This is a genomic window from Microcystis aeruginosa NIES-843, from assembly GCF_000010625.1.
GTDB lineage: Bacteria > Cyanobacteriota > Cyanobacteriia > Cyanobacteriales > Microcystaceae > Microcystis > Microcystis aeruginosa.
The window spans coordinates 2,109,588-2,129,783 of the sequence record NC_010296.1 but is presented as its reverse complement, the minus strand read 5'-3'; the positions used below and the strand labels follow the sequence as shown (position 1 = coordinate 2,129,783).

The 20,196-nt window shown below is 44.4% G+C and carries 13 protein-coding genes and 1 pseudogene; 7 read left to right on the top strand and 7 right to left on the bottom strand.

Translation table 11 applies throughout. The features are described 5' to 3' along the window. Positions 1-122: 122 nt before the first annotated feature. A complete protein-coding gene (gene typA, locus MAE_RS10285; protein WP_002796752.1) occupies positions 123-1,916 on the bottom strand; it encodes a translational GTPase TypA in 1,794 nt (597 codons plus the stop codon). A 152-nt stretch (positions 1,917-2,068) separates the two neighbouring features. Continuing rightward, positions 2,069-2,773 (bottom strand): DUF1997 domain-containing protein, encoded by a 705-nt coding sequence (locus tag MAE_RS10280; protein WP_012265516.1) that lies wholly within the window; start codon positions 2,771-2,773, stop codon positions 2,069-2,071. 124 nt (positions 2,774-2,897) lie between these two features. Between MAE_RS10280 and MAE_RS10275 the strand changes: the two genes are divergently transcribed. Beyond that, a complete protein-coding gene (locus MAE_RS10275; RefSeq protein ID WP_012265515.1) occupies positions 2,898-3,557 on the top strand; it encodes an SDR family oxidoreductase in 660 nt (219 codons plus the stop codon). A 458-nt stretch (positions 3,558-4,015) separates the two neighbouring features. Here the strand turns inward: MAE_RS10275 and MAE_RS10270 are convergent. Beyond that, positions 4,016-4,381: pseudogene (locus MAE_RS10270) on the bottom strand (Uma2 family endonuclease); the annotation flags it as partial. Between the two features lie 95 nt (positions 4,382-4,476). Continuing rightward, positions 4,477-4,668 (bottom strand): hypothetical protein, encoded by a 192-nt coding sequence (locus MAE_RS32005; protein WP_148204739.1) that lies wholly within the window; start codon positions 4,666-4,668, stop codon positions 4,477-4,479. Between MAE_RS32005 and MAE_RS29255 the strand changes: the two genes are divergently transcribed. Further along, entirely contained in the window at positions 4,660-4,821 is a 162-nt protein-coding gene (locus MAE_RS29255) for an ATP-binding protein (protein WP_080506960.1), read from the top strand. The genes MAE_RS32005 and MAE_RS29255 overlap by 9 nt on opposite strands. Positions 4,822-4,893: 72 nt before the next feature. Here MAE_RS29255 and MAE_RS10265 read toward each other — a convergent pair whose 3' ends face one another. From MAE_RS10265 to MAE_RS10255, 3 genes are all read right to left on the bottom strand, one after another. After that, entirely contained in the window at positions 4,894-5,196 is a 303-nt protein-coding gene (locus MAE_RS10265) for a hypothetical protein (RefSeq protein WP_002796757.1), read from the bottom strand. A 170-nt stretch (positions 5,197-5,366) separates the two neighbouring features. Continuing rightward, positions 5,367-6,059 carry a response regulator transcription factor gene (locus MAE_RS10260; protein WP_002758477.1) on the bottom strand — a complete coding sequence of 231 codons (693 nt, stop codon included), beginning with the start codon at positions 6,057-6,059 and terminating at the stop codon, positions 5,367-5,369. Next, positions 6,034-7,293, bottom strand: a complete 1,260-nt coding sequence (locus MAE_RS10255) for an RNA-guided endonuclease InsQ/TnpB family protein (RefSeq protein ID WP_012265511.1) — start codon at positions 7,291-7,293, stop codon at positions 6,034-6,036. Before MAE_RS10255 ends, MAE_RS10260 begins: the two co-directional genes overlap by 26 nt. A 243-nt stretch (positions 7,294-7,536) precedes the next feature. Here MAE_RS10255 and MAE_RS10250 point away from each other — a divergent pair, with 243 nt between their 5' ends. The 5 genes from MAE_RS10250 to MAE_RS10220 all read left to right on the top strand — a co-directional run bounded on the left by MAE_RS10250 (position 7,537) and on the right by MAE_RS10220 (position 19,863). Continuing rightward, positions 7,537-8,901: a sensor histidine kinase gene (locus MAE_RS10250; RefSeq protein ID WP_041804007.1), complete on the top strand. Its 1,365-nt coding sequence runs from the start codon at positions 7,537-7,539 to the stop codon at positions 8,899-8,901. Positions 8,902-9,428: 527 nt separating this feature from the next. Then, positions 9,429-9,830, top strand: a complete 402-nt coding sequence (gene psb27 / locus MAE_RS10240; protein ID WP_012265509.1) for a photosystem II protein Psb27 — start codon at positions 9,429-9,431, stop codon at positions 9,828-9,830. Positions 9,831-10,166: 336 nt separating this feature from the next. After that, positions 10,167-12,536, top strand: a complete 2,370-nt coding sequence (locus MAE_RS10235; protein ID WP_012265508.1) for an endonuclease MutS2 — start codon at positions 10,167-10,169, stop codon at positions 12,534-12,536. 502 nt (positions 12,537-13,038) lie between these two features. Further along, on the top strand, positions 13,039-18,285 hold the full coding sequence (locus MAE_RS34895) for a beta strand repeat-containing protein (protein WP_012265506.1): 5,247 nt from the start codon (positions 13,039-13,041) through the stop codon (positions 18,283-18,285). Between the two features lie 486 nt (positions 18,286-18,771). After that, positions 18,772-19,863 carry an ISAs1-like element ISMae8 family transposase gene (locus tag MAE_RS10220; protein WP_012265503.1) on the top strand — a complete coding sequence of 364 codons (1,092 nt, stop codon included), beginning with the start codon at positions 18,772-18,774 and terminating at the stop codon, positions 19,861-19,863. Positions 19,864-20,196 lie beyond the last annotated feature (333 nt).

The following is a 20,196-nucleotide window of genomic DNA, read 5'->3' as shown; positions in this document are numbered from 1 at the left end:
AATAGCTCACAGCAGATTCTTTACCCTCAAACTCAAGGCACTTTTTTCTATCATCTCAGTTTTGTTGAAAATCTGAGTGGATTTCTTTGTTAGATATTGCCGCCGGATTTTGTCAAAACCGATTAACGTTTGGCTAACTTTTTCACCGGTAATTTACGCAGACGGATCGATTTCGGGGTAATTTCTACCAACTCATCCGGTCCGATGTATTCGAGGGCGCGTTCGAGACTCATATCCACGGGGGATTGTAACTGAACCAATTCATCCCCGGTGGCGGAACGATGGTTAGTTAACTGTTTAGTTTTGCAGATATTGATCTCCACGTCCTGAGGCCGGTTGCTTTCGCCGATAATCATGTTTTTATACACTTTTGTCCCCGGAGTAATAAAGAATACTCCCCGGTCCTCGGCGTTTTTGAGGGCGTAGAAAGTGGCCACTCCTTCCTCAAAGGCAGTAATCACGCCATTGTAACGGGTGGCCAATTCCCCGGAGAAAGGACGATATTCGAGAAAACTATGGTTCATAATCCCCTCACCGCGACTCAGACGGATAAATTCGCCCCGGAAACCGATTAAACCTCGGGCCGGAATCACGAATTCCAATTGAGTACGGCCATTGCTGCCCGTCTGCATATCCTGCATTTCCCCTTTCCGTTGGCCGAGACGTTCGATACTGGAACCCACCGCTTCTTCGGGTACATCTAAAACGAGGTATTCGTAGGGTTCACAGGGTTGACCGTTAATTTCCCGGTAGATAACTTGCGGCTGCGATACTTGGAATTCGTAGCCTTCCCGACGCATGGTTTCGATGAGAATGCCTAAATGCAGTTCTCCCCGTCCCGAAACTAGGAATTTCTCGGCAGAATCACTTTCTTCCACCCGCAGGGCGACGTTAGTTTCTAATTCTCGCATTAGACGATCGCGAATTTGCCGCGAGGTGACAAAAGTGCCTTCCTGACCGGCAAAGGGAGAATCGTTCACCGAGAAGGTCATTTGTAGGGTCGGTTCATCGACTTTAATTAGGGGTAAAGCTTGCGGGTCATCGGCTAAAGTTACGGTTTCCCCGATGTTAGCGTCGGCAAAACCAGCCACGGCGACGATATTACCGGCGCTGGCCTCGTTTAGTTCCACCCGTTTAAGACCTTCAAAACCAAGAAGTTTTGTTATTTTACCCTTGACAACCGCGCCCGTATCCTTTACTAAAGCTGCCTGTTGACCAGCTTTAATTACGCCGTTATGGATGCGGCCGATAACGATGCGTCCTAAGTATTCCGAGTAATCGAGGGTGGTTACTTGCAGCTGTAGGGGTTTGTTAACGTCCCCGGCCGGTGGTGGAACGTGGTGTAAAATCGCCTCAAACAGGGGCTGCATATCTTTGTCTTCGTCTTCGAGGCTTTCTTTGGCGAATCCTTGCATCCCGGAAGCGAACAGAGTAGTAAAATCACATTGGTCGTCATCGGCACCCAGTTCCACAAACAGATCGAAAACTTTGTCCACGGCTAGGTTAGGATCGACGTTAGGGCGATCGATTTTATTAACCACGACAATCGGTCTTAATCCCTTTTCTAGGGCTTTTTTCAGCACAAAACGGGTTTGGGGCATCGGCCCCTCGTTAGCATCGACAATCAGGATACAACCGTCCACCATACCTAAAACCCGTTCCACTTCGCCACCAAAGTCGGCGTGACCGGGAGTATCGACGATGTTAATCAGGGTGTCTTGGTAACGAACGGCGGTGTTTTTGGCCAGAATGGTGATACCGCGTTCTCTTTCGAGGTCATTGGAATCCATGACGCAGGTGGGTACATCTTCCCCTTCTCGAAAGATTCCCGACTGTTTGAGGAGTGCATCGACGAGGGTGGTTTTCCCGTGGTCAACGTGAGCAATGATAGCAACGTTACGGATAGGCAGAGACATAAAATATTGAAGTAGTCTTAGGTTTATTTTTACAAGTAAACATTTCTTAATAATTCTAGCTTAGACTGACCAGCACCGTTAGCAAATCTTTATTTTTCCTTGGTTTCCCATCAGCAAGCTCTACTGCTTACTGTTGACAGGCCCCCCAAACCCTAGGCAAGCAACCCACCCTCACAGGAGTCCAGACGATAGAAAAGACGACTGGAGGCAGGGGGTAGGGGTAAATTAAAGCTAGAGTGAAAATCCTCTTGAACTTTGTAGGTTAAGCGGGGGGAAACTTGGCGAACAATTTGCGTCAACAGTTTATCACCGGTTTTTTGGAGAATGGGACGGGGAATCTTATAAATAAACTTGGGAAACTTAACCATAACATCCATACGCAGTTCCCAGGTGACTTGGGTGATAACCGCCGGAATATCCCGTCCCTGTTGCCGAAAAATTGCCTCTATTTCCCGACTAGGAGAAGATAGGGGCATTTCCTCTAGTTTCATAATTGCCTGATAATCCACTAGATAGCCTAAAAACGGTTGATCGGGAATGGGAACACTGCGAGTATGATAGACTCCATTGACGGGCAGCTCCAGAACCACAGCGATTTTCGGCTCCAGTTCATAGCCAAAAGCTCCATATTTACCGATGGTGATAATATAACCATTCTCACCGAAGGGCAGAGTTTTCATCGGTTCGGCACAACGACAAAACCAACCTTCGTGAGCGCCCAGATAATCGGCAACCTTGTCCTGATTGCTATACATATCCATGGCTCCGGCAAAACGGGTTTGAAAACCGAGAAATTGATTGTCTTCTTTGACTTCTACAGATTCGCGAGCTAGGGAGTTAATGAGGGGACGCTGCATGACTTATAAACCTGGCAAATGATAGTACTAGAAACATTTGGGGATTAACCGCCAAAGGATCAGGGAAATTTGTAGAATCGAGATTAGTGTAACGTATTGTTAAAAACTATTAGGTCAAGAAGCGATGAAAGCATTTGTAGCAGGAGCCACGGGGGAAACGGGACGGCGAATTGTTGCCCAATTAGTCGAACGTCAGATTCCCGTCCGCGCTTTGGTGAGAAACCCAGAGAAAGCGGCGGAAATTTTGCCCGCAGGGGTAGAAATCGTCGTCGGAGATGTGCAACAGGCCGATAAGTTAGAGGCACTCATCGCTGATTGTAGCGTTTTGCTATGCGCCACGGGAGCCAGACCGAGTTTTAATCCCACGGAACCTTTGTTAGTGGACTACTTGGGAACTAAAAATCTCATCGATGCCGCAAAAAAGAAAGGAATCGAGCATTTTGTTCTCGTTACTTCCCTCTGTGTATCTAACTTTTTCCATCCCCTCAATCTCTTTTGGTTAATTTTATTCTGGAAAAAACAAGCGGAGGACTATTTAATCAATAGTGGCTTAACCTACACGATTGTGCGCCCCGGCGGCCTCAAAAACGATGATAATCTTAATGCCCTTAAAATGTCATCCGCCGATACCCTGTCTGAGGGCAATATTCCCCGCACGAAAGTGGCTTCCGTTTGCGTAGAATCCCTATTTTATCCCGCCGCTAACAATAAAATTCTCGAAATTGTTGCCCCCCCAGACGCTCCCAATCTCGATTGGCCCCAATTGTTTCAAAGTGTCACCTAATCAGTAATCAGTAATCAGTAATCAGTAATCAGTAATCAGGGATAAAGATGAAGATAAATAAATAAATAAATAAATAACTAATTAAGTAGGTGGGTGGAATTAAATATAAGATGAACGTAGGTTGGGTTGAAGTATGAAACCCAACCCCCGCTCATGTTACGCTACCGCCAACCCATCCTACAAATAATCGTGCCTCCCTAATTAATTAACTTAGGCTCTCCTAGACTGCTTATAGCAAATTAGTAGTTTAAATGAGCCTAAAGCCTTAAATAGCCTGGAATCCAACAAAGCAAAAAGCTTTTTTTATTAAAATTGCTTTTTCAAATTCTGGTGAGCCTTACTTGGCAAAGCTTGCGTCGATTATTTTTTGCTAATATATCATAACTACTCTAGAAGAGTTTTAACTTAAAACTTACATCTGATAACTGATAACTGATAACTGATAACTGATAACTGATAACTGATTTAGTCTGATTTTGATCGGGAGAGAGAATTTCAATCAGCCAGTCAGGAGCGATCGCAAAATTATTTAATACTTTTCCATCGGCATCGCGGGGAATATTTTCCCAGAGAAAAACTGAAACATCAGGAACTAGAGAACGACTGCCAAAAGTACAACGCAATTCGGGATAAGCACGGGCAATTCGTTGGGGTTTTAGACTGGCGTTAATAGCTGGAACTAAATCACCTTGAATAGTGCTATGTTTACCCTGGGGCATGGGTTTAGGAATAATTTGACCGTCAATAAATTCCTTGCGGGGTTTAGTTTCTGGTAATTGCAGAAATTCCCTTAGTGTCAGGGAATTATTAACAGTGACAACCATAAAATTTTTTTATTGATCGTTATGATCGTTAATTTTATCGCAATTTCTCCAAGCAGAGAAGATCAAAACAGTTATATAGGGCTGGCTGAATAAATCTAAAAACCTTGTTGGGTAAGACTTTTAGACCTTTTGTCAATCAAAAAGTACTGGCTCTGGGAGTGATCGGGGGGAAATTTAGGCACTTTTTCCCTGAAAATTAGGTAATTGGCCACCTCAAAACTGGTAAAACCCCACACCCCACACCCCACACCCCACACCCTGCCCCCAGGAAAAACTTTTTGCCGCAAACCCTATATAAAAATGTCCGTCACATCGCCGGCACCGGCTTGGGTTTGGTGGTAGTGCAGAAATGCGTGGAACTACACGGAGGCTCGATCGAAATTGCTAATATCCCCGGTAATGGAACCACTGTCACGATTCTATTACCGAAAGTGGCCTGAAAAAAATCGGAGCGAGAATGATTCTCACTCCCTACCAATCACGATATGAGGGGAAAACTTCTGGGGAAGAAATTAGAAAACATCACCTAGACGGGCATATTCTAAAATTGACCGGCTAAGAGCATCGCGATCATCGCGGGTGAGGTAATAATTCCGGCCGCCGATATCATTGAGAAATCGCAGTAGGGCAAGACAAGCGGACTCTAGATCCGCTCTGTGTCGGGCAGCCGCTAAAGCTTGTTCAGAGGTGGCATAAACTAGGCAATCGCTAATTCCTTCCCTGCCATCCACTCGCCAACATTGAAAAGAATAACCCTGCATTTCTAGGATCAATTCAATCTGCCAGCCGTGATAGTCAAATCGCGTATAAATCATTTCAAGCAGCCCCTTTTAGGAGAGGAGAGTCACAGGTTTGACCGCTCTGATTGTCTAGAAGCCCTGCACCTGTCTAACTTTCTAATTTAACGGGTGATTATGGAAACCCTCTGCAAACTTCGTGCAGATTTCGTGCAGAAATGATTTTGTCTACTGTCCCAAGGCAGATATTACTTTAAACGATAACCAAGACCGTGAACGGTTTCAATAAAGTCTTCCGGCGCACCGAGGGATTTTAGCTTGTGACGAAGACCGCGAATATGGGAAGTAACGGTTTCCTCGGCCGGAGAATCGTCCAAAGACCAAACTCGCTCAATAATACCCGATCGACTTAAGACCCGGCGCCCATGGGTAACAAGTAATTCTAAGAGAGCGAATTCCTTGGGGGTGAGGGAAAGAAGTTGACCGTTATAACTGGCCTCGTGGGTACTGGGATTTAACTGCAACCCCCCCCAAGATAATAAAACACTGCTGGTGCTGCTGCCACGCCGGATCAAGGCCCGAATCCGCGCCATTAATTCGCCCAAATCGAAGGGTTTAGTGACATAATCATCGGCCCCTGCGTCTAATCCGTCGATTTTATCGATTACCGTATCCCTTGCGGTTAATAATAGGACGGGAACGGTGGCATTAGCAGAGACGGGATGATGGGATTCCGCTCGTCGCAGACGTTGACAGAGCAAAGTTCCGCTTAATTTGGGCAGGGTGACATCGAGAACTAAAAGGTCATATTTGCCTAATTCTAGCCAATTCCAGCCTTCTTCTCCGTCTCTAGCCACATCGACAACGTATTGTCGCTCGCTCAAGGCCTCTCGCAAAATCTCGGCTAGTTGCATATCATCTTCTACTACTAAAATTCGCATGGTCTAGACTTGACACTCCCGCCGTTAAGCTGACGCTGTGACGGGGGATTCTTGATTCACCCCAAACCCGCTTTTCGGTACAAGTACCAACGAGTCTTACAGTTTCTCCCCAAGCTTGAAATTCCGACTGTCCATCGGTATTTGTTGACAGTATTCTCATACCTTCTTCCCTTACATTCTTGGCGGCGTTTTCATCTCTATCGTGCTGCGTCTTACATTCTGGACAAATCCATTCACGAATACTGAGAGTCAATAAATCATTTTTAAATCCACAGCAAGAACAGAGTTTTGTACTCGGATAAAACCTGTCAACTTCTACAAGTTTTCCTCCCTCTCTTTTTAGCTTGTAGTCCAAGAAATTAAGCAACATACCAAAACCAGCGTCATGTATTGATTTGGCTAATTTAGTCCTTGCTAACCCTTTAATATTCAGATTCTCGGCTACAACGATTTGGTTTTCATCGCATAACTTTCTGGAGAGTTTATGAAGAAAATCCTGTCTAGTATTTGCTATCTTTTCGTGAACCTTGGCTACCTCCTTAATGGCTTTTTGGCGATTATTAGACCCCTTGGCTTTACGAGACAATGCTTGTTGTCTCCGCTTTAAACGTTTAGCATATTTTCTGGTAGGTTTGATTGGGTCAATCTTGTAGGTTGTTTCACCATCAAAAACCGTAACTAAAGAAGATAAACCTAGGTCTATCCCTGATATTTTTAGTTTTTCAATGGTTGTTGAGTCATCCATCTCAAACAAGATGGCAGCAAAATATTTATCTGTACTGGTTTTAGAAACAGTTACGGATTTAATCTTACCATTTATTACTTGAGAAATCTTAGCTTTTACAACCCCTAATTTAGGTAGCTTAATTCCCTTATTTCTAATTGAACAACTTTCAGGATAACGGATTGATTGTTTTTTGTGCTTACTTTTAAATTTAGGGAATTTTGTTCTTTTTGAGAAGAAGTTCTTAAAAGCAGATTCTAAGTTTTTCAATGATTGCTGCAAGGTAGCGGCAGTAGCCTCAGCTAACCATTCAAAATCCAGCTGTTTCTTGAGTTGGGTAAGGTCTTTTGCCATGTCACAGTAGGTCATTCCTTTACCAGTCTCTAGGTACTGATTGTTAGTTTTATTTAAGTAGTAATTCCAAACAAAACGGACGCAACCAAAGTTTTTAGCTAAGGCTAGTTCCTGTTTTTTGTTTGGGTATATTCTCACTTTTAAAACATTTAACATCAGCCTGACCCCATCTGTGCTATCTTTTCAGTATAACACTTACCGCTTAAATATGTCAAGCTCATACATACCTTGAGAATCAAGCCTTTCCTTATTAGGAAACGCTGTCGCGTTAGTTTAGATTCTGGGGGCAATTCATCTCCCGTTAATTTCTGGTATATTTTTAATTAAGGAGAAATTTAACGGGAGTCCTCTTGCTCCATTTAGATAGAGTAAGCTGGAAATAGCTTCGGTTTGCTGCTGATGAATTGGCTCAAACAAGGAAAATGGATCGCGGGAGGTTTCGGGCTAACTGTCTTATTGATGGGAACTATTAGCCTAGTTTCCTATCGCAATACCCTCGCCCTGCGTCAGCGCGCTGCCGAGGTGGAAGTTACCTACGAGATCATCGATAATCTCGCTAATCTTTACGCTAACATGGCGGTGGCCGAATCGGGAAGACGGGATTATGTCAAAACTGGCAGCCCTAGGGAATTAAGCCGTCATCATCGGGCGATCGCTTTGATGCAATCTAACTGGCAACTCCTGGCTAAACAATTAGAAAACGGCACGGATTTCGAGCGGGAAATGGTGACTGAGATCGGGGATTTAATGTATCGGCGAATTGTCCTATTCGAGCAATCGATCGCTACCTATAAATCCGATCGATCCGATGATATTTCTCAAGATGCAATCACGGTTAAAAGTGTCGAAGTCCGGGATAAGTTTCAAAATCTTCTTACCTATTTACAAGCTAGTCAGAAAAGGAATTTAAGAAGTAGCATCGCTAGTTCTAGGGATAGTATCAGCGAAAATTCTCTTTTGGGTTTACTGGGAACTTTTATCAGTTTTGGGATTATTTGCGGAGTTTATTTTTTGATTTTTTGGCAAGAGAAACGGCGACAAAAAAGTGATGAAATTCACCGGTTATTACTACAGGAAAAAGAACTTTCCGATCTAAAAATTCAGCTTTTTTCTATGATATCCCATGAGTTCCGAACTCCTTTAACCGTGATTCTTTCCGCCTCGCAGTTATTAGAAAATGGCTTAAAAGATGCAGATCAGTCGAGCAGAAAAAACCTATATAGAATCCAGTCTTCTGTCAAGCTAATGAATCAATTTTTAACAGATATTTTGATTTTAACAAGGGCAGAATCTGGCAATCTCAGTTGTCAGTTAGAGCCGCTCGATATTGAAGCTTTTTGCTTAAATTTGGTCGAGGATTTTCAATTTATCAATAAAAATAATACGCCGATTAAATTTGTCAGTCAGGGATTGATGATCCGTCCTTATCTAGATGAGAAACTGCTCTACTCGATTTTAAGTAATTTACTCTTAAATGCGATTAAATATTCCCCCACAGGAGCAGGGATTAGTTTGATTTTGTGGAAAGATAGCGATCGCATTGTTTTTCAAGTCCGGGATCACGGTATCGGCATTGCCGAGGAAGATAGAGGTAAGATCTATGAACCCTTTTATCGGGGTCAGAATGTGGAAAATATTATCGGCACGGGATTGGGGTTAGCAGTGGTTAAAAAATGCGTCGAACTCCACCGTGGCGAAATCGCCCTAGATAGCCAAGTGGATAAGGGAACAAGCTTTACCGTCAAACTGCCCATTTCACCCTAGTTCCAGCTTGAGCGGCCCAAAGATGACAAAATTTAACTTTCTTTCTTCCGAAATGGGACGAAAGCAACGAAGAATTTTTAAGTAAGTAGTTATAATTAAATTGAAGATAGATTTTGCCTCTGATCCCCCCTGCCCCCCTTGATAAGGGGGGTGCCGATAGGCGGGGGGATCCCCCCTGCCCCCCTTGATAAGGGGGGTGTCTGACAACTTTTAACACCTACCTACTTATCTTCTAGATTGATCGCTCGCAAAGTCCAATCTCGATCGACCCTGAAACCGCCACCAGTGCCTGATCGCAGCCCGAATTAGTCCAGAATCAACTCACTCCGGGTTGATGGCATCGAAATTTTAGGCAAAAATAGGGCTTTTACCGCCCAAAAAGCCTATATTTGGGCTATTTACCCCCAGTTGACCCCTGACTAAAGGAAAGATTTTTGATTTTTGCAGCAGGTTGACTCTCCTGGGGAACTGGTCACGGTTTCCTGATAGGATAAGGTGACTTGGGATTAACTTATGGTGTTGAAAATATGTCTCTAAAACCTTACATTTCTCGCTTATTAGCTTTGGTTCTCGTCCTGGTCATCGGATTGATGGGTTGTTCTAGTAGTTCCGGGTTAACGGGCAATTATGGAAAAGATACCCTGACGGTGATTGAAAGTTTAACCACAGCCCTTGATTTGGTCAAAGATGACCCGAATAAAGCGGCAGTTGAGTCGCAAGCAAAGGAACAAATCAACGATTACATCTCCCTCTACCGACGAGATAAAAAATCCGGGGGTTTGCGTTCTTTCACTACTATGCAAACAGCCTTAAACTCTCTGGCAGGTTATTATACCGCCTACGGTTCCCGTCCCATCCCCGACAAACTCAAACAACGTTTAAAACAAGAATTTAAACAGGTGCAATTCTCTCTCCAGAAAGGAATTTAGATACAGTTATCAGTTATCAGTTATCAGTTATCAGTTATCAGTAGAACTCGACCTAATATTATAAGCTGTACTGAATTTAAACTGCGTATGAGAAATTTTAGTACAAATGCTCGAACTTCCTCTCCCTGCTCCCAACTCCGGCACTCCAGTGCAGTCTTAACGAGTAATTTAGATAGTCAACAGATTGGCGAGATTGTTAAGTGACAGGTATTAGGTGCGAGTAACAGTGCTGTCTTTTCCCTTGACTGATTACTGTCGGCTGAAATGACTCCTGTAAAAATCAGACCAAATCCGGTTAGACTAGAAATACAAAGCGTATTATAAAAAACTACAAAATTGATTCAAGACGAAACCCTAGAATTATTGGAATGGCCGCGGCTATGTCAACACCTAGCTACTTTTGCAGCGACTAAACTCGGTGCGATGGCGATTCGTCAATTGCCCTTACCGGAAAGCAAAGAGGAAAGTTTAAACCTACTCTGCCAAACCAAAGAAGTTTATAGCTTAGAACAAAAATTAGATAGTCGTCTTTCCTTTGATGGGATTACCGACATCGGTGATGCCCTAGAAAGGGCGCATCTGGGGGGTTTATTATCGGGACAGGAACTTTTAAATATTGCCACGACTTTGGCCGGAGTGCGACGTTTACGGCGTTTAATTGACGAACAAGAAGATATACCGGTTTTAAAAGAGTTAGTAGCGGAAATTCGCACCTATCCAGAGATAGAACAGGAGATACACCGTTGTATCGATGAAGATGGCCGGATATCCGATCGCGCTAGTCCCCAATTACGGGAAATTCGGGGACAAATGAAGGTGATTAGAGAGCGAATTTACCGCAAATTACAGGATATCATGCAAAAACAGGGCGGTGCTATCCAAGAAGCGGTGATTACCCAAAGAAGCGACCGCTGGGTGATTCCCGTCAAAGCAGCACAAAAAGAGCAAATACCGGGGATAATTCACGATACTTCCAGCACAGGAGCGACTTTTTACATTGAACCTCACTCTATCGTTGACCAAGGCAATCAACTGCGGCAATATCGTCGTCAGGAACAAATCGAAGAAGAAAAAATCCTGCGGCAGTTAAGTAATACAATCGCCGAAGCCTTTGAGGACTTAGAATATTTACTAGCGATCGCTACTAGGCTCGATCTGGCCACCGCCAGGGCCCGTTACAGTTTATGGTTAGAGGGTAATCCCCCCCACTTTATCGATGGTTCGGAAACGATTACTTTGCGGAATTTGCGTCATCCTTTGCTCTGGTGGCAAAAACACCACGAACAGGGGGGGGAGGTCGTACCAATAAATGTGCAGATTAGCCCAGAAATTCGCGTTGTTGCCATCACCGGACCAAATACCGGCGGAAAAACCGTTACTTTAAAAACTCTCGGATTAGCGGCTTTAATGGCGAAAGCGGGCCTGTTTATTCCAGCGCGGGAACCGGTAGAGATACCCTGGTTCGATCACGTTTTAGCCGATATCGGGGATGAACAGTCTTTGCAACAGAGTTTATCGACTTTTTCGGGTCATATTCGCCGGATTGTTCGCATTTTAGCGGCTTTAAATTCTCGTTCCTTGGTTTTACTCGATGAGGTGGGAGCAGGTACGGATCCGGCCGAGGGAAGTCCTTTAGCGATCGCTATTTTACAATACCTCGCCGATCATAGTTTACTGACGGTGGCTACCACTCACTACGGAGAATTAAAGGCGTTAAAGTATCGAGATTCTCGCTTTGAAAATGCCTCGGTAGAGTTTGATGATCGCACTCTTTCCCCTACTTATCGACTATTATGGGGCATTCCGGGGCGTTCTAATGCTTTAACTATTGCCCAGCGTTTGGGATTAAGTCCCGAAATTGTGGCCGAAGCGAGAAATCATCTGGGGGGGTTATCGGAGGAGATAAATCAAGTAATTGCTGGTTTGGAAGCGCAAAGACGGGAACAGGAGTCAAAAGCTCAAGAAGCTAGTCAATTACTCCAACAAACGGAGAAATTTTATACAGAAGTGTCCACGCGGGCCAATTCTCTACAGGAGAGAGAGCGAGAATTAAAACGTTATCAGGAGCAGGAGATACAAAAAGCTTTATTATCGGCAAAAGCAGAGATTAATGAGGTTATTCGCCGATTGCAAGCGGGAACAAAAACTGGTAGAGATGCCCAAAAAGCCACAGAGGAGTTAACTGCGATCGCAGAAAGGTTATTACCAAAAACGGAAAAAACTAAGGTTAATTATCGTCCGCAAGTGGGGGAAAGGGTGCGCTTGCCCAATTTGGGACAAACTGCCGAAGTTTTAGCAATTTCACCGGAATCAGACGAGATTTCCCTGCGTTTCGGTATGATGAAGATGACCCTACCCTTAGATCAGATTGAGTCTTTGGATGGTCAAAAAGTGGAAACTGCGCCAAAACCTGCCAAAAATTTGCCACAAACTCCCACAAAACCCCAGGAGACTCCTTTAATTCGTACTGCTAATAATACTGTCGATATTCGCGGTTCCAGGGTGGCAGAGTCAGAAACGGATATCGAACAGGCGATCACCCGCGCTACCCCATCGGGTATATTATGGATTATTCACGGTAAAGGTACGGGGAAATTGCGTCAAGGTGTTCACGATTTTTTATCCCGTCATCCCCAGGTAAAACGCTTTCAATTAGCACCCCAAAATGAGGGCGGTTCGGGGGTAACTATCGCTTATTTAACTTAGGGTTTTCAGAGGTGAGACTAAATCCCTTGAGTATAGGCTACTTATGGGGGTTGTCAAATTGAAAGATGCTCCGAATCAGCACCGGAACTGAAATTACTTTGATAGGAAAGATTACATGGCATCTTTCCTATTCTGATCTGACAACGCCAAATTTTCTGACCGAGTGTTACCCGCAATCGCTCCACGCCAACCCCACCATTTATCCTTAAATATAACTTAACGAACACTCTGTTCTCAACGAGCTACCATGTAGGTACAAGTGAAGGTTACATAAAAAGGACGGTCACTTTATAGTTGAGCAAAAGTGGGAATGTATTAGACAAGACACCCCGTTTGCCGAAGTCGGAAGATTTGATGAAAGACTAGACAACCTCGTGCCTCTCAACCGAATACTGTGGTCCCACTCGATAAGACTGTTGCGTGAAGGGCAAAAAAGCCCTTCCTTCAGCCCATAAAGAGAGAAAAACGCTACGGATTGCCTGAAAGGCTTAGGAGTGGTGCCATGGCTAGTAATACGCTCGTTCCCATAATTATCGATGAAGGTCTCCTACTCGATTCTCTGCCAAGAGTTGGGGGCAGTCTATTTTACGTCTTAGAGACAGCTTGGAGTTCAGTCACGGAAAGGTTGCGGGACTTTGCCCGGAGTCCAGAGTTCGCTGCCAAGATGGAACTGGCTTTTGGGCAAGATGTGAATGTTTCTGAGTTGCAGACAGCGTGGGCAGCAGGAGATTTTAGTAAGTTACCCCGGATTGAAGTGCGATTGCGCTCGCACCTCAATGGGGCGAATGGGGCTTATGCCGCAGCCCTCGATAGGATTTTTATCTCTGAGGAATTTTTAAATCAAAATGCTGGTAATATGGGCGCAGCTTCGCTGACCGCCAGAGTTATTTTAGAAGAAATTGGACACGCCGTTGATGGGCGACTGAATGAATCAGATAGCCCCGGGGATGAGGGAGCGATTTTTGCGGCGTTAGTGTTGGGGGAAAGTCTGGATGCTAAAACGCTACAGGCATTGAAGGCTGAAGACGATACGGGGGTTATCAACCTCAATGGGCAGATTGTCGCCGTAGAAATGCAGGATTTCACGGGGACTAATGGAAATGATAATATTATCGGAACTGCGGGGGATGATACGATCAGTCCCTTAAGAGGAAAGGATGCGGTCGATGGAGGGGAAGGTAATGACCTCTTAATCGTTGACTATTCCAGTAACCTCTATGCAGGAACGGCTACTTATCCTAGTGGGATTGTTGTGAGTTCTCTTGGTTCTAACGGTAATGGAGGATGGAATGGTAACTTGTATGCCTACACCAGAAACGATGGTGACTATGACGTTGTTAACTTTACCAATATCGAACGTTTCCAAATCAAGGGGACTAATGTTAATGACACCTTTGACCGAGGGGGTTATGGTGTTTTTAACCTAGATGGGGGTGCAGGAACAGATATCATCCGGTATGCTGACTTTGGTAGTGAGACCGCAGGTTTAACCGTTGATAACAGTGGCATCACCTTAACTCAAGCTAACGGGAATGTGGTCAAAAATGTGGAGGTGTTCGCTAACCTAAGCACGGGATCGGGAAACGACACCATCAACTATTCTGTTGGCTTACGCAATTACGAAAATATTAATACGGGTGCGGGGGATGACACCATCAACCCCGGACGTGGACAGGATACGGTCGATGGAGGAGAAGGCAATGACCTCTTAATCGTTGACTATTCCAGTAACCTCTATGCAGGAACGACGACTTACCCTAGCGGTTTTTTGGGTCATGCTATCAATCCTAACGGCACTGGAGGATGGAATGGCATATTTGCTGCCTACACCAGAAACGATGGTGACTCTGACCATGTTTTCTTCAGCAATATCGAACGTTTCCAAATCAAGGGGACTAACGTTAATGACATTTTTGACCGAGGCGGTTATGGAGTCTTTAACATAGATGGGGGTGCAGGGACAGATATCATCCGGTATGCTGACTTTAGTAGTGAGACTACAGGTTTAACCGTTGATAACAGTGGCATCACCTTAACTCAAGCTAATGGCAATGTGGTCAAAAATGTGGAGGTGTTCGCTAACCTAAGCACGGGATCGGGAAACGACACCATCAACTATTCTGTTGGCTTACGCAATTACGAAAATATTAATACGGGTGCGGGGGATGACACCATCAACCCCGGACGTGGACAGGATACGGTCGATGGAGGAGAAGGCAATGACCTCTTAATCGTTGACTATTCCAGTAACCTCTATGCAGGAACGACGACTTACCCTAGCGGTTTTTTGGGTCATGCTATCAATCCTAACGGCACTGGAGGATGGAATGGCATATTTGCTGCCTACACCAGAAACGATGGTGACTCTGACCATGTTTTCTTCAGCAATATCGAACGTTTCCAAATCAAGGGGACTAACGTTAATGACATTTTTGACCGAGGCGGTTATGGAGTCTTTAACATTGATGGCGGCGCAGGGACAGATATCATCCGCTATGCTGACTTTGGTAGTGAGACCGCTGCTTTAACCGTTGATAACAGTGGTGTGACCTTAACTCAAGCTAATGGTAATGTGGTCAAAAATGTGGAGGTGTTTGCAAATCTGTGGACGGGAACAGGAAACGATACTATCAACTATTCCGTAGGGCTACGCAATTACGAAAATATTAATACCGGTGCGGGGAACGACACCATTAACACCGGAAGTGGAAGGGATACAGTCGATGGGGGAGCCGGCAATGACCTCTTAATCGTTGACTATTCCAGTAACCTCTACGCAGGAAACGCCACTTACTCTGGGGGAATTGGGAGTTCTATCAACCCGAATGGTTTTGGGGGATGGAATGGCTACTTTTATGCCTACAGCCGAAATGATGGTGACTATGACAACGTTACTTTCAGCAATATCGAACGTTTCCAAATCACGGGGACTAATTTTAATGACACCTTTGACCGAGGGGGTTATGGTGTCTTTAACATTGATGGGGGTACGGGAACAGATGTCATCCGGTATGCTGACTTGAGTAGTGAGACTACAGGTTTAACCGTCGATAACAGTGGCATCACCTTAACTCAAGCTAACGGCAATGTAGTCAAAAATGTGGAAGTGTTTGCAAATCTGTGGACGGGAACAGGAAACGATACTATCAACTATTCCGTAGGGCTACGCAATTACGAAAATATTAATACCGGTGCGGGGAACGACACCATTAACACCGGAAGTGGAAGGGATACAGTCGATGGGGGAGCCGGCAATGACCTCTTAATCGTTGACTATTCCAGTAACCTCTACGCAGGAAACGCCACTTACTCTGGGGGAATTGGGAGTTCTATCAACCCGAATGGTTTTGGGGGATGGAATGGCTACTTTTATGCCTACAGCCGAAATGATGGTGACTATGACAACGTTACTTTCAGCAATATCGAACGTTTCCAAATCACGGGGACTAACTTTAATGATTCCCTCAATACAGGCGATGGGGACGACATCATAACCGGCGGGATGGGGAATGACACCCTTAATGTCAGGAATGGTAATGACATCCTCATCGGGGTTGATCCCAATAGCAGTAACCCCGGACGGGGAGAAATCGATTCTTTCACCGGCGGGTTAGGGCGCGATCGCTTTATCCTGGGAGATGTCAGTTGGCTGGGTTACGATGATGGCGATAGCACCCTAGCAGGTAACAACGATTACGCTCAAATAAGCGACTTCAACCCCACAGATGACATTATTCAGCTACGGGGAACGAGTAGTAACTATCTGCTGATGGTATCGGGTACTGATACTCAACTTTACCTCGACAAACCGGGCAGCGAACCCGATGAACTGATCGCGATTCTCCAAAACCGCACAGGATTAAGTCTAACGGGCAGTTACTTTAATTATTTTTCCGCTCTCCCCAACATTACCCTCGCTATTAACCCTGCCAGCGTCAACGAAGACGGAACCCCTAACCTAATTTACACCTTCACCCGGGATGGTTCCCTGACCAATCCCTTAACCGTTAACTACACCATCGGTGGGACGGCAACTAACGGGACAGATTATGGCAATATCGGCACAAGCGTTACTTTTACCGCCAATTCAAGCACAGCTACTGTGACTGTCAATCCGACAGCGGATACTGTCTTAGAAAGTGATGAAACCGTTGACATAACCCTAGGGAGTGGCACAGGATACACCATTGGTACAACCACCGCCGTCACAGGAACCATCCTCAACGATGATCTTCCCAGTATTACCCTCGCGGTTAACCCGCTCAGCGTCAACGAAGACGGAACCACCAACCTCATTTACACCTTCACCCGGGATGGTTCCCTGACCAATCCCTTAACCGTTAACTACACCATCGGTGGGACAGCAACCAAAGGGACAGATTACGCAAATATTGGCACAAGCGTTACTTTTGCCCAGAATTCAGCCATCGCCACCGTCACGGTTGACCCTAAGGCGGATGCCACAGTAGAAAGTAATGAAACGGTCGCCTTAACCCTAGCGCCTGGAACAGGATACAAAATTGGGACAACCACCGCCGTTACGGGAACCATTCTCAATGATGACCCTGCGCCTGCTACCGCCCTTTCTATCAACGACCTCACCGTGATTGAGGGCAAAGATACCCGGGCGATCCTCACCGTCAGCCTCAGCAGTCTTAGCAGTAAATCCATCAGCGTTAACTACACCACTACTCCGATTAACGCAACTGCAAACAGTGATTACACTCACCAAACAGGGACTCTCACTATTGCTGCCAATTCCAGTATAGGGACTATCTTCATTCCTATCCTCAATGACAACCTCAACGAAGTCGATGAAGCCTTTACTGTCACCCTTTCCAATCCCATCAATGCGACCCTCAGTGCTGACTCAGTAGGCGAAGTTATCATCACCGATACTTGGCAAAGTAATATAACTCGCACTTTACCCAGTGGAGTAGAAAACCTGCGACTAATTGGTGATAACCCCATCAATGGCACAGGTAACGCCGGCAATAACGTTCTCACGGGCAATAGTGCCAACAATACCCTGGCTGGGTTAGCAGGAAATGATGCTTATGTCTTTACTGCCAATAGCTATTTAGGTCTGGACACTATCAGTGAAACCACGACAGGAGGCATCGATACCCTCAACCTTTCTGGTACAAACAATCCAATTCGCCTTAATTTGGGCAGCATCAGCAACCAAACTGTTGTTACCGGCAATCTAACCCTGAAATTATCCGCTGTCAATGTCATTGAAAACGCTTTTGGAGGCAGTGGTAATGACCGGATTACGGGTAATAGTCTCAGTAACGCTCTTAACGGCGGCCCAGGCAATGATACCCTGAGTGGGGGTGCAGGCAATGATATCCTGACCGGTAATCAAGCAGATGATATTCTTGTTGGAGGCGTGGGTAATGACCGATTTAGTTATCTGACGGGAAGAGCGTTTATGGCCAGCGATATCGGACTTGATACCCTGACCGACTTTACCCCTAACGCCGATAAATTGAGCCTGAGCAAAACCACCTTTAGCGCCCTAACCAGCACCGTCGGCAATGGCTTTAGTCAAGCCACGGATTTCGCCATCGTAGAAGATGATGCCCTCGTCGAAACCAGCGCCGCTTTTATCGTCTATAGCAGTAACAGCGGCAGCCTTTTCTACAATGAAAACGGAAGTGCGATCGGATTGGGAACAGGAGTCGAATTCGCAGTTTTAGTGGGGAGTCCAGCGCTAACCGCCAGTGATTTTACCCTAGTCGCCTAGGAAATAACTGCTGTGATCAAGTGCTAAAGTAGGGCTGGCTGAATAAATCTAAAAACCTTGTTGGGTAAGACTTTTAGACTTTTTGTCAATCAAAAAGTACCAAATATGGGAGTGATCAGGGGGAAAATTCAGGTACTTTTTCCCTGAAAATTGGGTAATTGACCCCCTCAAAATCGGTAAAACCCTACACCCCACACCCTCTTTCAAGTCAGTCCCGATGCCAAACTTGGCACCGCCAAACATGAAAATATTCTGATTGACGAATTGGCGTTATTTCAGCTTCTATTTTCCAGTCAGTGCCTCTCCTGATATGTAGCCTATACTCAACGGATTTAGTATTACTTGCCACTTGATCACTCAATCCAAGCTTTTGGGGGGTTCTACCCCCCAAACCCCTAGGGCTGTTTCATTCTCCCATCAGAATATCAAAAGTAAAAGCGATCACTATCAGGTAAAATGAGGAGTGACCGCCAACCTTTAAAATATATGTTGAGCTTAATAGAAAAACTGAAACAAGTCAAGGACTTTAGGAAAGATAAAGGAAAAAGACACCCTTTATGGATAGTATTAGTAGTAATAATACTGGGAACAATGCTAGGATACTCAGGTTATAGAGAACTAGGAGAGTTTGCTAAAAATAATCGGCACAGGCTCAGTAAAGAATTTAACATAATTCCAGAAAGAGTCCCATCCTATTCAACAATTAGAAGGGTAATGATGGGAGTTGACTGGCAGAGTTTGTTAAAAATGTTTAATGAATGGGCATTAGAAGAATATGGACAAAGAGATGATATAAATTGGCTAGGTATGGATGGAAAAAGTCTCAAAAACACCCGAAAGAATCCTAATAATGAACAACAAAATTTTATCATGTTTGTCTCATTGTTTAGTCAAGAAAGTGGATTAGTATTACACTTAAAAAGAATCGAAAACAAAAAAGGGTCTGAAATCGACGAAGGGCAAGCTATAATTGAGGATTGCTCTCTCCAAAATAAAGTTTTTACTGGCGATGCTTTACACTGTCAGAAAAAAACAATCAGCTTAATAGCCAAGACTAAAAATGATTATGTTATCACCGTTAAAGGAAATCAGAAAAATCTTTATAAGCGAATACAAGACCTGAGTAATTCCTCAAAGCCAGAAAGTTGCTTTCTTGAACAAGATAATAGTCATGGACGAAAAATATCAAGAAAAATAGAAGTTTTTAAAGTGAGAAAAAATGAAAGACAAGGGTTTGAAAATCTGCGAAGAGTTATTAAAGTAGAAAGAAAGGGTAGTCGCGGGGATAAAACCTATGAAGAAACAGCTTACTATATCAGTAGCCTAACCGAATCCGCTCAAGTATTTGCTAAAATTATTCGAGGACATTGGAAAATAGAAAATCAGTTACATTGGGTAAAAGATGTAATTTTTGAGGAAGATAAAAGCGAGATAAGTGATTTTCAAGCGGCCAGCAATTGGTCAATTCTCACAACTATAGGATTGAATCTTTTCAGAGGTTTGGGTTTTCTCTCAATAACAGAGGGACAGAGGTGGTTAGCTGAACGTTGGGAAAAATTGATAGTTTTATCGACGTAAGAAGCAGAAAAATTAGCTAAATTAACAGGATGTACTCTCAGACAATTTCAAGAGAGATAGGCTTTTAGTGGCTTGGGAACAGGCTTTATCAATTTATTCATAATAAATATTGGCAGAAGATTAAAGATTAGTTATTGTGACTAACTCTTTTGATTAGAAAAAGATAAACTTGAGAATCTTCGGTCAAATTTATTGACTCAAAATCAGCTGTAATTAATTTAAATGAAACAGCCCTACCCAAACCCCGGAGCGCATTAGTTTTTCGGTGAGATGCTTACACGCAGCCGCTGACACATCTGTAATAATTTAAGAGGCACTCCTGCAAGTGGAGTG

Excerpts from the sequence above, each read along its gene's own strand:
- typA (WP_002796752.1), bottom strand. The coding sequence starts at position 1,916 with ATGTCTCTGCCTATCCGTAACGTTGCTATCATTGCTCACGTTGACCAC.
- MAE_RS10280 (WP_012265516.1), bottom strand. The coding sequence starts at position 2,773 with ATGCAGCGTCCCCTCATTAACTCCCTAGCTCGCGAATCTGTAGAAGTC.
- MAE_RS10275 (WP_012265515.1), top strand. The coding sequence starts at position 2,898 with ATGAAAGCATTTGTAGCAGGAGCCACGGGGGAAACGGGACGGCGAATT.
- MAE_RS10265 (WP_002796757.1), bottom strand. The coding sequence starts at position 5,196 with ATGATTTATACGCGATTTGACTATCACGGCTGGCAGATTGAATTGATC.
- MAE_RS10260 (WP_002758477.1), bottom strand. The coding sequence starts at position 6,059 with ATGCGAATTTTAGTAGTAGAAGATGATATGCAACTAGCCGAGATTTTG.
- MAE_RS10255 (WP_012265511.1), bottom strand. The coding sequence starts at position 7,293 with ATGTTAAATGTTTTAAAAGTGAGAATATACCCAAACAAAAAACAGGAA.
- MAE_RS10250 (WP_041804007.1), top strand. The coding sequence starts at position 7,537 with ATGAATTGGCTCAAACAAGGAAAATGGATCGCGGGAGGTTTCGGGCTA.
- psb27 (WP_012265509.1), top strand. The coding sequence starts at position 9,429 with ATGTCTCTAAAACCTTACATTTCTCGCTTATTAGCTTTGGTTCTCGTC.
- MAE_RS34895 (WP_012265506.1), top strand. The coding sequence starts at position 13,039 with ATGGCTAGTAATACGCTCGTTCCCATAATTATCGATGAAGGTCTCCTA.
- MAE_RS10220 (WP_012265503.1), top strand. The coding sequence starts at position 18,772 with ATGTTGAGCTTAATAGAAAAACTGAAACAAGTCAAGGACTTTAGGAAA.